Source organism: Chryseobacterium jejuense (genome assembly GCF_017877355.1).
Lineage (GTDB): Bacteria > Bacteroidota > Bacteroidia > Flavobacteriales > Weeksellaceae > Chryseobacterium > Chryseobacterium jejuense_A.
The window spans coordinates 396,832-410,929 of the sequence record NZ_JAGIPR010000001.1 but is presented as its reverse complement, the minus strand read 5'-3'; the positions used below and the strand labels follow the sequence as shown (position 1 = coordinate 410,929).

The window sequence follows — 14,098 nt, the reverse complement described above, 5'->3', positions numbered from 1 at the left end:
TTTTAAATTTTAATCAATACACAATTTAACCGATTAGACTGCATGCAATATGGTTACAAAGCATTTCATTTGTACATAATTTTAATTGTAAGAAAGTGGCCATAATGATATTATTTCAATATAAAGTGATATAAAATATCGAAAAATTAAAAGAGGTTACCTTTTTAGGCAACCTCTTGAAAAATTATATTCTTGTAATAAAATCTTACTTATAATCTTTAGAACTTCTTTTAGGTTCTCTTACTTCCGGCCATTGTACCGGATTTCCTTTATCGTCTTTAGGCATTACCCTTTTTTCTCTGTTGGTGAATTCAGGATCTTCAGAAGCCATATAAGCTAATGCTGCTGTTAAGATCACATTATTCTTCACCTCATCAAAAACAATTTTATCATACGTATCTTTTGTTGTATGCCATGTATATCCGAAATACCCCCAGTTCAAAGAACTCAATGAAAATCCGGGTACACCTGCTGCTACAAATGAAGCATGGTCTGATCCGCCACCGCCAGGCATTCCAGGGAAATCTGTTTTGATGTGGCTTCTTACTGCTTTTGGAACCCCATCCAGCCATTTACCAATGTAGTCATAAGCTTTTACAAACCCCTGACCACTGATATTGATGACACGTCCGGTTCCGTTATCCTGATTAAATGCAGCCTGTGTTCCTTTAATAATCTGCGGATTATCTGCTACAAAGCCTCTTGAACCGTTCAGCCCCTGTTCTTCACTTCCCCAAAGCCCAATCACTATTGTTCTTTTATTATTAGGATAGTATTTTTTAAGAATTCTCATGGTTTCAAGCATCGTAAGTGTTCCTGTCCCGTTGTCTGTAGCTCCCTGAGCACCATCCCATGAATCAAGATGAGCGGAAAGAATGACATACTCATCCGGTTTTTCCTTCCCTTTAATCATACCGATCGTATTAAAGTTCTTTGCTTCAGGAAGCACTTTAGACTGGGCATCTATCTTAATTTTAGGCTGGGCTCCTTTCTCTGCCATTCTGTAAAGCATCCCGTAATCTTCCACATCAATGTCTATCATTGGAATTTTGGAAGTTTTTGCACCGAAAATTCTGTTTGCTCCCATAATTCCAGTCCAGTTTGAAATGGCAATTCCTGCTGCTCCTGCATTTTCCAGCGCTTCAGGAAGGGTATTATTATCATATCCAATGTTCTTTACATACGCTGCAAAGTCTTTGGCTGCCTGATCTTTTTCTGCTTTAAGCTTTTCATACAGTTCCGGAGTTGCAAACTCTTTGATTTGTTCATCAGAACGTCCTAACTTCTGGTATTGAGCCATCAGCACAATTTTTCCTTTTACAGAAGGAAGCCATTTGTCAAATTCAGCTTTAGATGATACTTTGGGTAGAACGACTACCTCAGCTTCAACAGCTTTTTTGGTAGCAGGGCTCCAAGCCAGTTGAGTGGCTGACAAAGATTTCACTCTTGGGAATACCATATCTACATGGGTAGTTCCTCTCTGCCATCCTTTCCAGGTTCCGAACTGCTGAAGATTAGCGTCAATTCCCCATGAACGGAGTTTTTCTGCACTCCACTCATTAGCTGCAAGCATTTCCGGGGTTCCCACAAGACGTGGGCCTATTCCGTCCAAAAGCTCATAAGCCATCTCTTCAAGCTGGGAATTGTTGTTTACTTCATCTACAAAACTTTTTACGATTGGGTTAAGGTTCTCTTTCGGGTCTACCTTTACCTGAGCCCATGAAAATTGGGCAGCCAACATTACAGCCGGTACTGCAAAAAATCTATTTATCCTCATAATGTATATTGATTGCATTAAAGATAAAAGAAATTGCGGAGATGGTGAAAGGATAAACGTAAAAAATGGATATGAATATGATTGAAACAAATTAAGAAGAATATAGTAATAAATCTCATTAATAAATAAGATATTTTTGGAGCTTCTTAAGTGTTACAGGAAAAAACAATAACGCAAAGAGTTACAATACAAATTGTTTTCAAGAATACACGAATAGTTTTATTATAGTATTCCTGCATTAGTATTGATTAGACTTTGTGACATTGCGAAGTTCAACATATTTCAAAGGTGAGATTGCTTCACCTTCGGTTCGCAATGACTAAAAATAAGGGCATAAAAAAACCGGCTACAAAAGCCGGCTAAAGGTTGAATTACTTCTTAGATTCTTCTACAGAAACTTTTCTGAAATCCTTGAACAATTTGCTTAATTCTAAAGCTGATTTACGAGCTCTTGTACCAGCTGCTTTGTTACCTTTTTCCGCTTGTTGGTTTGCCTCAGTTGTGAACGCTTCAAATTCTGCGTTGATTTTTTCAATTAGTTCTTTCATTATATTTAAAAATTTAGGCTGCAAATATAGGTTTTATGGTGATTCCAGCCTAGTAGCAGAGAAAAAAGTTTGAGCAAAATGGTTGAAATTTTAACATATTTCTACCCTTGAACAGATTTTTATCGATTTTCAGCCTCTCATTTTCCTAAAAATCCTTCTGTAATCATTCGTGGATCAAATTTCACCTAGTTCTTCCTCATTCATTTTTCTTCCTAATTTCTATTGTATTGGCAGCAAGTTCTGAAAGTTTTAAAAATTCTATTTCAAAACGAACCATAAGCCGCCTTTAATTTTTGGATTTTTATACTAAATTTGGAAAAACGACTTAACCCATGTTCAAAAAAATAATTTTTCTGATATTTATACTCCCATTCATGGCTCATTCTCAAAATAAAATCAGCTATAAAGTATATTATGATGAAAACCTTGCAAAGAATGGCTTAAAAGTACAGGTAGATTATACATTGAAAAAGGCATCGGATACTTTATCTTTTTATTATGCCAATGAAAATTGGGGTGAGAATGACCTTTTTAAAAATCTTGTTCTTTTACAGGAAGAAAACCCTGGTATTAAGTTCGAAATCAAGCCTGAAAATAACAAAATAGAGCTTCATCAGAAAAAAGGAATTCAATTTTCCTTGGTTTATCATATCAAACAAGATTTTACTGATCCTAATTATAAAATCTTCAACCGACCGAGAATCAACAATACCTTCTTTCATGTTTTGGGTAAGAATCTTTTCATGGTTCCGTTCTCTTTTACAAAAATGCCGGATGAGCAGGAATTTGAATTCTCTGTTGAATGGATGAATTTCCCGGAAAAGTTCAGGCTTCATAATAATTTTGCTTCTCAAATTCGTAAACTGAAAATAAAAACAATACTTTGGGACGGCTTTTATAATTCTTTATTTATAGGAGGTGATTACAGGTTTTATTCTTTTACAATACATGATAAACCCGTTTATTTTGCATTGAGAGATGACTGGAACAACGGTTTTACGGATGATTTTTTATTTTCCAATCTGAAGAAAGCCGTTCAATCTCAAAGGGACTTCTGGAAAGACTATGACCAGGATTATTTTACCATTACAATGACTCCTACTGTTTCTCAAAAAGACAGCTTATATAAAGGCTATAGCACTACAGGTTCTGCTATTAAAAATGCATTTATGATCCAGGGAACTAATAATCCTTTTAATAATAAGAATTCTTATCTGTATCTCTTTCACCATGAATTAATGCATGAATGGATCGGGAATGCAATTCAAAATAAGCATGAGGAACTGAACTATTGGTTCAGCGAAGGTTTTACCGATTATTACACGTATAAAAATAGGTTAAGAATAAAGGACCTCTCAATAGATGAGTGGCAAAAGTCGTTTAACACCGAAGTTATTAAACACCATTGGAAAAATCCGGAAAGAAATATTCCTAATTACAGAATAAAAGATGACTTCTGGAAAAGCAGGAATGTAGAGAAAGTTCCTTACAGACGCGGGGCTATTTTTGCATTCTGGCTGGATAATCAAATTATGATGAAAACCCATTATAAAAAATCTTTAGATGATCTGATGCGGGAATTACTGAAAACCTGTAGAGAGAAAAAAGTGAAGTTTACGGATGAACTTTTCATTGAGTTTGTTCAAAAGTATCTGGATCAGGACATCTCCTATTCCTTCCAAAAACATATTCTTAATGGTGAAGATATTGATCTTCCTAAAGAAAAATGGATTGATGGCTTTTCTTTCAAAATTATTGATGGAACTCCGCAATTGGAAATTGATAAAAGTATAAATATTAAATATCTGATTGAATAGACCGGGGATAAATCATCCCATTTTCAACCTTCCGGAGATAGAAAATATAAAGCACTCAGCTGTAATAAAAGATAGATAGATACTGGAGTCCTTTATTTTATCAACCTATGAACTATTCTTCATTTAGAGTAAACTCATGAGCTTTCGTTCCTGTCTCTTCTAATAGATAAAGACTTTCAGGAGTAATTCTCTCTGCAAAGACAACCCGAAAATGGTGATCGTATTTATCTGTAAGAGAAAAGGTATTTCCGGGAGTGAATAAGACTTTATGTTCTTCACAATACTGATGAAATCTCTTTATATCCATATTTTCCGGCATCTGTGCCCAAATGCTATATCCTCCCTGCGGCCTATGAAAATATGAATCCTGTGGAAAGCGTCTCCTTAAAACTTCCAGCAACTGATTGGCCTGTTGATTTAACTTTTTCCGGAATGACCGCAAATGTCTTTCGTAGCTGTTCCCTTCTAAAAGTTTCAAAATAAGTTCCTGATAAAGCGGAGATACAGATCGACCCAGGGCAAACTTTGCTCTTTCTGCTTTTGCATAAAACTTTCCGGCATGCAGCCAACCTAAACGAATCCCGGGAGCCAGTGTTTTCGAAAAAGAAGAATAGGTCATTACCCATCCTTTTTTATCAAAACTTTTAATGCTGGATGGTCTTTTTTCCTCAAAGTAAAGGTCAGAGTACATATCATTTTCGATAATGCAGATCTGGTAGTCTTCCGCAACTTTCAACACCTCTTTTTTGGTTTCATCACTCATCATGATTCCGGTTGGATTATGGAAATTCGGGGTAACAATCAGGGCCTGGATATCATTTTCAGCACAAACCTTTCGAAAATATTCAGTTTCAAAACCATTTCTATAATGTATAGGAATCTCAATAACCTTCAGATCCAGATTAGCAATTACCTCCAGTGTAGAAAATACACAGGGACTGTCCACTGCAACAACGTCACCAGGCTTGGTTACAGAACTTAATGCAATGGTTAATGCCTGTAGAGCACCATCTGTAATAATAAGTTCATCAGGATTAAACCTGCAGCCATGTATTCCCATTTGCTTTGCGATCTGTTTTCTCAGTGCTTCAAGCCCGTTGGAAGGATAATACCTCAACAAAGAAGCTCCTTTTTCACGGATCACTTCCTGCATAGTTCTTAAGATCAGTTTCTGTGGAATTAAAAGATCATCAGGTACCGCTGTATTAAAGGAACTCGATTCTGAAATTCTTTTGGAAGTCAGCAGTATATTCTTCATAAATTTTTCATCCCGTACCACTGGAGAAAGCTTCGTTCTAGTCTCTGGAATATACTCGTCTCTTTTCTTGGCTACAAAATACCCTGAGCGTGGACTGCTTTCAATCAGACCTTTAATGATTAAATATTCAAAACCACTTTGTACTGAGCTGGTACTTAGATGATATCTTTCCTTTGTTTCCCGGATAGATGGCAGCTTGTCACCACTGTGTAAGATTCCATTACGGATCTGTTTTTCAATAATTGCTGTAAAAGTTTCGTATTTGTAGGTTTTCATCAACTTATATCAATCTGTACTGAACAAATTTACAAAATTAGAGTCTGTACCGGTTACATTTTAGTCATCTGTACCCTTTCGGAATAGATTAATCTCCTAATTTTGAAGAAAAAAGAATGGAAATCATTTCAAAATTCACCATAGGTTCAGACGAAGGTGTTGATGATCTTTTTACAGTCATCAAATCTTCTTTACATTCTACTTATAAAGAACTTATTCCGGAGGAAGAGATCAAACAATATATTGAGGACTGGGATCCCAGGAAAATGATTAATGAACTGAACAATCTGTCTAATCAGCTAATTATCACCTATTCAGGTCAAAAACCTGTAGGTTATGGCATTGTAAAAAGCGGCTCCGGATACCCGGGTTCACCGGAAGGGAAAAGGTTTACAGAGCTTAATTTTGTTATTCTTAAGGAATATGATACGCCTGAGACCCGTGAATCTCTATGGAAAAAATGTAAAGCAGCTGCTTCATTCACTGATATCATATGGACCAACATCCTTACAGAAGATCCACTCCTGGAGTTTCTGAAAGAATTGGGTTTTGCCATTAAGGAAAATACAAAAACAACGCCTTTTCAACTTCCGTCTTATATTATAGAAATGCAGGTCAGTAAGAATTAAAGGATCTTAAATCAATACCAATCATAAAAACTATTGAAGGTAAATCTTAAAATCCAAAGATTTACCTATCTTTGATTTTTATAATTCTGGAACAATGAGCGATCAACTGGAAACCATAAAAGATTACTACAAACGTACCCGTAGAAACATTCTCGAAATATCTGATGCTGATCTTGAGACCGGAAAAACCCATTTCAATATCATTCCGCGAAAGTATTGTAGTTTTAAAAGCCCCTATAACCGACGTGATTATTACAAAATCTGTTTTATTATAGGAAAAGGAACTGCCCATTACGGATCTCACACTATGTATGTTGACCGTCCTGTACTCTTCTTTCCATCCCCTAATATCCCTTATACCTGGGAATGTGAGGATGATTTCCAGGAAGGATTTTCATGTCTATTCAATCAGGAATTTTTTAATGTAAATTCAGAGTTTAACTTGTTTAAAAAGACTTCTTTATTTAAAGAATGGAGTAAACCGTTTATATTTCTGGATGAGGAACAGATCCAACTGACTACGATGTATTTTGAGCAGATGTACAAACTAAACTATTCCACCTATCCTTTCCGTTGCAGCGGCATTAAAAGTAACCTCGCCTCTGTTTTACACCTTGCTCTTCAAAACCGTGTTGAGGACGTAAGCCTTAATGAGCTTCCTGCCAATGTCCGTCTATACAGGTTGTTTGATGAGCTTCTGAACAAACAGTTCCCTTTGGATTCTCCAGCTTACCCTTTAGCTTTAAAAACGGCTTCTGATTTTGCAGATCATCTGAATGTACATGTCAACCATTTGAATTCATCCGTAAAATCGGTTACAAGCCTTACTACTACACAAATTATTAAGGAAAAAATATTTGAGGAATCTAAAAACCTTCTAAAATATACCAATTGGGATATTGCACAGGTTGGCTATACCCTTGGCTTTGAACAACCTTCCCATTTTAATAATTTTTTTAAAAAACATGCCGAGACTTCTCCTTTGAAATTTAAGAATTCTTTCTAAATATTTGAATTTTGTAATTTTTGCTTTGTCTTTTAAAACTGAATTTTCTATTCTTGAAGTATTTTTGCATGGTAAAAAATGAATGAATATGTTGAGAGAAGCATCTGAGAAACGCATCAGATTAATAACCATTATGGCCTTTGTGTCTATCCCGCTTTCAGGGTTTGTCACCGATATTTACCTACCATCCTTCCCTTCTATGGCTAAGGAAATGATGGTTTCGGAAAAAGATATACAGATCACTTTAACGTCTTACCTGCTGAGCTATGGAATTTCCCAGCTGTTTGTAGGTGGAATTCTAGACAGCATCGGCCGTTACCGTCCTAAATTACTTGCTTTATTGGTTTTGATCCTGAGCAGTATTTTCATTACCATGACCAACAGCATTTTACTGATATGCCTCCTTCGTATCCTTCAGGGGATTGCTGTCTCCGTACTTGTTGTGGCTACCCGCGCTATTTTTGTAGATATTTATGATGCGGAACGGGTAAAGCATTATCTAAGTTATTTTACGATTGCATGGTCCTGTGGCCCTATTCTGGCACCTTTCCTTGGCGGTTATCTTGAAAAGCTTTTTAACTGGCATGCTAACTTTTATTTTCTTGCCTTTTATGCAGGATTTTTATTTCTTTTTGAATGGTTCTTCAGTGGAGAAAGTCTTCCACAGAAGAAGAAGCTGGATCTTTCAGAGAACATCAGCCTGTATTCAATGATGCTTAAAAATAAGATCTTTATGTTGGGGATCATTATCCTCGGATTAAGCTATTCTATTGTAATGCTCTTCAATATTACGGGACCTTTCATTATTGAGAATACTTTCCATTTTACTCCTGTAGTCATTGGATACTGTACCTTGATTTTAGGTTTTTCATGGATGATCGGAGGTTTTATCGGGAAACGCAGACTGGGTCTGGATTTTAAATCGAGAATTTTACTGCCAATTATCCTTCAATTGATACTGATTGCCGGATTAATCACGACCAGCTACTTTGCAGAAAGTCTTTATATCATGATTCCTTTTGCCTTTTTTATTCATATCTGTTCGGGGGTTTTATTTACTTCGTTCTTTACAACGAGTATGCTGTATTTTCCTAAAAATGCAGGAACAGCCGGTGGATTGATGGGCGGACTGGTGTATGTAATCACCTCGATTACCAGTTTTATTATTTCTGTAAGCGGAACAGTAACAGAACAAAAAAACCTTTCCTGGCGATATCTTATCATTGCGATTCTCCTATTTGGAGTGATCTTAATTATGAATCAAGTGGTTAAAAAAGAAAAAGCAGAGAATTGATCTCTGCTTTTTTATTTTTGTTATTATTTTGACACAATAATCGCAAAATTATAATAGTAAAACTCTTATAAAAAATCGCAAGAATGTTCCACTCAACAAAGAAAAGCATTCATTACTGGATATTAATATTTTCTGATCTGTACGGTAGAAACTCCGTTCAGCCTTACTTTCCTGCCTACTTTTTTTAACAATCCTGTTTCCGCATTCCGTTTAAAAACAACAGCAGTTCCACTTACCGGATGAGCTACAATTAAAAATTTCCCGGAGCTGTCAATGGTAAAGGTCCTCGGGTGATTTCCTTTTGTGGATTGATAGCTTACCGTTTTTAAAGTACCGTCATTCAAAATTGAAAAAATGGTAATATTGTTTTCATTTCCCCGATTCGAAGCGTACAGATAACGTCCATCCGGAGAAATATGAACATCTGAGCTTTCAAAACTATCTTTATACTGATCGGAATGGGTATTGATTCTCTGAATGGGCTCCAGTCTTCCATTTTTATATTGGTAAGCACTTACGGCTCCCCCCATTTCTTCAATACAATAAGCGAATTTCCCGTTCGGATGGAAAGTAAGATGCCTTGGTCCACTTCCTAATGGAGTTGGAGTAAAAGGCTTTTCAGCTTCTGCCAATGGCTCTTTTTTATCTGTTTCAAATGCATAAGCTCTGATTCTATCGGCTCCAAGATCCGGTAAAAACACATACTTAAAATCAGGAGAAAAAACAGTTGAATGAATATGAGCCCGGTCCTGTCTATCCGGATTTACACTTCCTTCTGAAAACTGAAAATTCTGAACTCTTGGCTGTATCAACCCTTTTTCTGAGATAGGATAAACAGAAGTACTGCCTTCAGTATAGTTTCCATTAATCAGCCATTTTCCATTCTTATGAACTGCAAGATAAACAGGGTTTTCTCCACCCGTTTTCTGGCTATTGATAAAAGTAAGGGTCTTTTTTTCAGGATTAAACGCAAAACTGCTTACACTTCCTGCATTCTTCGTTTTACTTTCAGTACAGGCAAAAATATATTTACCATCCGGTGAAAGCGTCAGAAACGATGGATTTAAAACTCCTTTAACGGATGTTATTTCCGATAGTTTACCTTTGAGAGTGTCTAATTCATAGACGTAGATTCCTTCAGTTTCTTTATCATGATTAAATGAACCAAAAAATACATAGGTATTTTGTGCACATAATTTCAGGCCTGCTAAAATGACAAGCATTATGCTTACTATTTTCTTCAATTTTTTTTTAGTTTTTTTGAATGTTTTGAAATAAATTAGAGAACTATAAATTTAAATATTTTCTTTGAGTTTAAATATTTAACCCGAGTTCGGGATAATAAAATTAAGGATAATAGGCTGGAAGTTACTATCAGAGCTACAATTTCTGACGTTGTAGTAAAATTTGATGAAGCTGTCTTTAAAGGAATAATAAATGACAGGGTTGTAAGTGTGTTTTTTAACCTCAACTCACTTCCCTCTCCAAGCTCCAGGCTTCCTTACTTACTAAAAACAGAAATAGCTTATCCAGAACTCAGGTTATTTAAGTCAAAGAAATAATTTTCAAATGCCCTTACAGAAACCTATTTCATAGGTTTAACATATGTCCCAACTAGGCATTAATGCATTATATTTAATCTTCTCATACTTTTTTATCAATAAAAAACTTTATCTTTACTCATTCATTCTGATGACAGATAATGTACTATCATGATTATGAGAATGATCTATTAACAAGGCTTTATTATGTGGTATAATTAAGCCTATCTTTACTAAAATTTAAATTATAATGAATTATAAGCTCGAGCTCAATACTCAGGAGCCTAACTCTAAAATTGTTTTTCACAACATCATATTTGATACATTCAAGATCAATATTGTTGAAAGATATATCGGGGCAATGAATTTCCGTCCGAAATTATCTAACGTTTTATTCAAAGTAAGAACCTTAGATAATCAACTCATTAACAGGAAGGATGGTAATATAAGGGTAAAAATTAAAGATGACAATTTTGAGACTTATCAGAGATTAACACAGGCATTAAATTCTTACGAATATAAAAATAAGCTGATTAACAGACAGGAAACGGATCAGAATTATGTACATTTTATATTAGGTCTGGTGATTGCAAACTATAATCTTAATTAATTTTTTGCAATTGATTCTTTATTGACACCATATCTTTTTGGAGTCAATCCTTATAAATTTATCTCCTTCATTGGTATGTTTGCTATACATTCCAAAGATGGAAAATTTCATTACTGAAATCATTTGAACCTATCATATAATAAGCCTGGAAGCTTTTAAAAACTTCCAGGCTGTATATTTGTTTGATGTATTGATCGTCTAAGGTAAATGAGATTGGCTGGCATATACTATTTCAGCAGCCTGCCTTTTAAAATCCGGCACAGCTGTTCCGCCAAGATCAATAACTTTTATATCATCATGATAAACAATACGTTTAATATCCGGAGGTGTTACATATACTCCCCATTTAATATAACCATGATCTCCGCCAACAGGACCTCTATTATAGGCTGTATAATTTGTTTTATCATCTACTAAAGCATAGTTACTTTGATGCTGTAGCGTTCTTAGGGTTTACTCCCGTAATTCAAGGGTTTAGAGTTCCATTTTCATAGTTTAGATTTAAAAGTATATCTCCCACAGATTGAGCTTCAGCATAACTAACCAAGACAATGGTTACAAGAAATAAAAGAAACCTCTTTTTGCTCGTACGAGGCAAATTAAGTTCGATTGAGTTGATCATGTTTTTAATTCAATAAAAATAGGTTTTTAGAAAACGGTTTTGCTTTTTTAGCATAGGTGTAAAGTTATCTTGGATGTTAAATGAAAAAAGGTTATTTATTTTCGGTATTTATTCTTTTTATCAAATAATCACTAGTATAAACTAGATATTTAAATCCAAAAAATATTTTTCTCTTTCTTTTTAAAAATAAAAAATTTATCACATTATAAGCTTTACGTAATATTAAATTCAAAAAATAAACAATATTAATAAATGTTAACTTTAGTTTTATCTCTATCTACTTAAAATTTTAAAAAGCAAACGAAATTCACAATACAACTCATTGATAACTACAATTGCCCAGTAATTTAATTTGTATTAAATTTGCACCCGATTCTCATGTTTAATTTGAGTTTTCATGGTTATTAGTTTTTATCCTCGAAGTCATTCGAGGATTTTTTGTATCTATACTTTTTCAGACTGATATAGACTTAACTTAACAGGAGGCCTTTGAGTGATCTAAGGCGATTGGCAGTTTAGAGCATTACTTCTATAAATTCATCCTACATTATTACCAATTATCATTCCTCAACATCAAGTACAAAAATTCAATGCAACTCATTCAATAGTTTTTGCTCACCATTAACGTAACTTACATATCGATTAACATCTATATACATTACATAACTATATCTATAACGTTAAGCAACTATATATTAAGTAAATGTAATATTTTTGGACTTTGATAATATATGAGAAACAGAGCCTATTATATTAAACCTTAAAATACTAAAAAGAATTTGTTTAATAATTCACAGTTTGTCACCCATTTATAGGTAGAAGTATCATAACCCATGGGAAAATCACTTTCCAGATAAGGAGCTTCTATTCCTTTTTTGAGACTGTATTAACTGTATTAATAGCACTGGAATTTTATCATCATTCAAAATCAAAAAAATATACACATGAAAGAAAGAATACGTTTTCTAATACTCATTTTGGGAGTATTTTATTTCTCTATTAGCACTGCATTTTCCCAAGTTGGGATTCAAACATCAAATCCTAAAGGTATTTTACATATAGATGGTGCTAAAGATAATCCAGCTAATGATGATGTATCTGCAGTACAAGTAGCCAATGATATTATTATTAACAAAACAACCGGCTTTATTGGAGCAGGGGTTCTTAATCCCAAGGTAAAGCTTGATATGAGGTCTGCAGGGAATGAGAATGCTTTAGGGCTCAGTACAACTACCATGTCTGCGATAGATGCTGGTGCTGGTGCTGTAAGATATGACGTGGCCAATACACCTGTAGGACCTAAAATTGAAGTCTCGGACGGAGCCGTTTGGCATAAAGCCTATATAGCTCCTCAAAAATCGGTAGTAGTGGCACGTAAGATAAGCAGCCAGTCCATAACACAGAATACAGCTACCAATATTAATAATTGGAATATAGTGCGAGATATGAGTAATAGTTTTGATGCACCATCCGGTATTTTTACTGCTCCCCGCGATGGCACCTATACATTCCTGCTGACCTTTAACTTTAGTGGAGCTGTTATCAATGATGGCTCCAGAGTAGAATCACAATTTTATAACACTACAAGCAATACAATACTTGCATCTGTTTATAAAACTTTCGGACAATCTATGACTGGTACTGCTGATGATGCGAATTCTACAAGATCTACCCAGGCAGGAGGATCAAGTACAGTTACCCTTACTTTAACTGCGGGTACAAAGGTTGCAACGAGACTTTGGCATAATCTTATATCAAGTGGCTCGGTCGCACTCAGAGTAACCACCAACGCTACAGATCCCACCAATCCGGATGATGGATTCAACAATCTAACCATTATAGAACATTAAAAAACAGATTATTTATTATGAGAATTATCTTCACTTATCAATTCCTTGCTTGTGTTCTATTTTTTTCTTCAACTCAAATAGATGCCCAGGTAGGCTTTTATACAAATACACCTTTACAACCTTTACAAATTGATGCTGCAAAAGATAATGGAATGGCTCCTGATCCAACGAAGTTATCAAATGATGTTGTGGTAAGCGCAACAGGAAATCTGGGACTTGGGGTTTTAAATCCAATAACCAAAGTAGATCTTCGATCTCCAGACAATAAAGGACTTATTGGCCTAGGAGCTGGCACACAATCCCCTAGTGAAGCCGATATTGGCGCAATACGCTATAATACAGGCGGTTTTTTAGAATATTCTGATGGAGAACAGTGGATTGCTTTGCCTCTTACTCCTCCTGCCAAAGCACTTGTGAATGCCAATAAGAACACGGCTCAAAGCATTGGAAATAATGCTACGGTTTACCTATCAGGTTGGACAGAAACAGTAGATCTCGGAACAACTCCCAATGGTGATTTTGATCCTTCTACAGGTATTTTTACCGCTCCCCGAGATGGGTTTTATCTAGTATCATTCAATATTACTTTGGCTAATGGTACTATTCCCAAAAATACTTTTATAGAGACAGCAATAGAAAGTGATCGGAATATTGAAAACATTCAAACTTATAAAACCATTAATTCTTATCCTGCATTCCAGGCTGGCACTGTCAGTAATTATATAAGTGGAAACTGTAATGCAATTTTTAACCTTAAAACAGGTAATACCATTAAGTTCAGCGTCAAACATAATATAGGTTCTGCCAGAAACACCTTGAATGACGGAAAGTTTAATAATTTGAGTATTAGTGAATTATAAACACAACAAT

The 14,098-nt window shown here is 35.0% G+C and carries 11 protein-coding genes; 7 read left to right on the top strand and 4 right to left on the bottom strand.

What is annotated here, in order from left to right; genetic code table 11:
- Positions 1-205: 205 nt before the first annotated feature.
- Both J2772_RS01850 and J2772_RS01845 read right to left on the bottom strand, forming a co-directional pair.
- On the bottom strand, positions 206-1,777 hold the full coding sequence (locus tag J2772_RS01850; protein WP_209912783.1) for a M28 family peptidase: 1,572 nt from the start codon (positions 1,775-1,777) through the stop codon (positions 206-208).
- A 371-nt stretch (positions 1,778-2,148) separates the two neighbouring features.
- A complete protein-coding gene (locus tag J2772_RS01845; protein WP_034684091.1) occupies positions 2,149-2,325 on the bottom strand; it encodes a histone H1 in 177 nt (58 codons plus the stop codon).
- 332 nt (positions 2,326-2,657) lie between these two features.
- On the opposite strand from J2772_RS01845, the gene J2772_RS01840 reads away from it, so the two are divergent.
- Positions 2,658-4,142 carry a M1 family aminopeptidase gene (locus J2772_RS01840; RefSeq protein ID WP_209912781.1) on the top strand — a complete coding sequence of 495 codons (1,485 nt, stop codon included), beginning with the start codon at positions 2,658-2,660 and terminating at the stop codon, positions 4,140-4,142.
- A 112-nt stretch (positions 4,143-4,254) separates the two neighbouring features.
- On the opposite strand, the gene J2772_RS01835 is transcribed toward J2772_RS01840, so the two are convergent.
- Complete coding sequence (locus tag J2772_RS01835; RefSeq protein ID WP_209912779.1) at positions 4,255-5,676, bottom strand: PLP-dependent aminotransferase family protein; 1,422 nt, start codon at positions 5,674-5,676, stop codon at positions 4,255-4,257.
- Positions 5,677-5,792: 116 nt separating this feature from the next.
- Between J2772_RS01835 and J2772_RS01830 the strand changes: the two genes are divergently transcribed.
- The 3 genes from J2772_RS01830 to J2772_RS01820 all read left to right on the top strand — a co-directional run bounded on the left by J2772_RS01830 (position 5,793) and on the right by J2772_RS01820 (position 8,605).
- A complete protein-coding gene (locus J2772_RS01830; protein ID WP_209912778.1) occupies positions 5,793-6,305 on the top strand; it encodes a hypothetical protein in 513 nt (170 codons plus the stop codon).
- Positions 6,306-6,399: 94 nt separating this feature from the next.
- Positions 6,400-7,311: a helix-turn-helix domain-containing protein gene (locus tag J2772_RS01825; protein WP_209912776.1), complete on the top strand. Its 912-nt coding sequence runs from the start codon at positions 6,400-6,402 to the stop codon at positions 7,309-7,311.
- An 88-nt stretch (positions 7,312-7,399) separates the two neighbouring features.
- Positions 7,400-8,605 carry an MFS transporter gene (locus tag J2772_RS01820; RefSeq protein ID WP_209912774.1) on the top strand — a complete coding sequence of 402 codons (1,206 nt, stop codon included), beginning with the start codon at positions 7,400-7,402 and terminating at the stop codon, positions 8,603-8,605.
- 122 nt (positions 8,606-8,727) lie between these two features.
- On the opposite strand, the gene J2772_RS01815 is transcribed toward J2772_RS01820, so the two are convergent.
- Positions 8,728-9,828, bottom strand: coding sequence for a lactonase family protein (locus J2772_RS01815; protein ID WP_209913450.1), 1,101 nt, complete (start codon positions 9,826-9,828; stop codon positions 8,728-8,730).
- A gap of 568 nt (positions 9,829-10,396) precedes the next feature.
- On the opposite strand from J2772_RS01815, the gene J2772_RS01810 reads away from it, so the two are divergent.
- The 3 genes from J2772_RS01810 (at position 10,397) to J2772_RS01800 (ending at position 14,088) form a co-directional block, all read left to right on the top strand.
- A complete protein-coding gene (locus J2772_RS01810; RefSeq protein ID WP_045497910.1) occupies positions 10,397-10,756 on the top strand; it encodes a hypothetical protein in 360 nt (119 codons plus the stop codon).
- A gap of 1,566 nt (positions 10,757-12,322) precedes the next feature.
- The gene (locus J2772_RS01805) at positions 12,323-13,228 is read left to right on the top strand and encodes a hypothetical protein (RefSeq protein WP_209912772.1); all 906 of its coding nucleotides are present in this window, start codon (positions 12,323-12,325) and stop codon (positions 13,226-13,228) included.
- Positions 13,229-13,245: 17 nt separating this feature from the next.
- Entirely contained in the window at positions 13,246-14,088 is an 843-nt protein-coding gene (locus tag J2772_RS01800; RefSeq protein ID WP_209912770.1) for a hypothetical protein, read from the top strand.
- The last annotated feature ends 10 nt before the right edge of the window (positions 14,089-14,098 follow it).

Coding starts and splice junctions, on each gene's coding strand:
- J2772_RS01850 (WP_209912783.1), bottom strand. CDS start 1,777: ATGAGGATAAATAGATTTTTTGCAGTACCGGCTGTAATGTTGGCTGCC.
- J2772_RS01845 (WP_034684091.1), bottom strand. CDS start 2,325: ATGAAAGAACTAATTGAAAAAATCAACGCAGAATTTGAAGCGTTCACA.
- J2772_RS01840 (WP_209912781.1), top strand. CDS start 2,658: ATGTTCAAAAAAATAATTTTTCTGATATTTATACTCCCATTCATGGCT.
- J2772_RS01835 (WP_209912779.1), bottom strand. CDS start 5,676: ATGAAAACCTACAAATACGAAACTTTTACAGCAATTATTGAAAAACAG.
- J2772_RS01830 (WP_209912778.1), top strand. CDS start 5,793: ATGGAAATCATTTCAAAATTCACCATAGGTTCAGACGAAGGTGTTGAT.
- J2772_RS01825 (WP_209912776.1), top strand. CDS start 6,400: ATGAGCGATCAACTGGAAACCATAAAAGATTACTACAAACGTACCCGT.
- J2772_RS01820 (WP_209912774.1), top strand. CDS start 7,400: ATGTTGAGAGAAGCATCTGAGAAACGCATCAGATTAATAACCATTATG.
- J2772_RS01815 (WP_209913450.1), bottom strand. CDS start 9,828: ATGCTTGTCATTTTAGCAGGCCTGAAATTATGTGCACAAAATACCTAT.
- J2772_RS01810 (WP_045497910.1), top strand. CDS start 10,397: ATGAATTATAAGCTCGAGCTCAATACTCAGGAGCCTAACTCTAAAATT.
- J2772_RS01805 (WP_209912772.1), top strand. CDS start 12,323: ATGAAAGAAAGAATACGTTTTCTAATACTCATTTTGGGAGTATTTTAT.
- J2772_RS01800 (WP_209912770.1), top strand. CDS start 13,246: ATGAGAATTATCTTCACTTATCAATTCCTTGCTTGTGTTCTATTTTTT.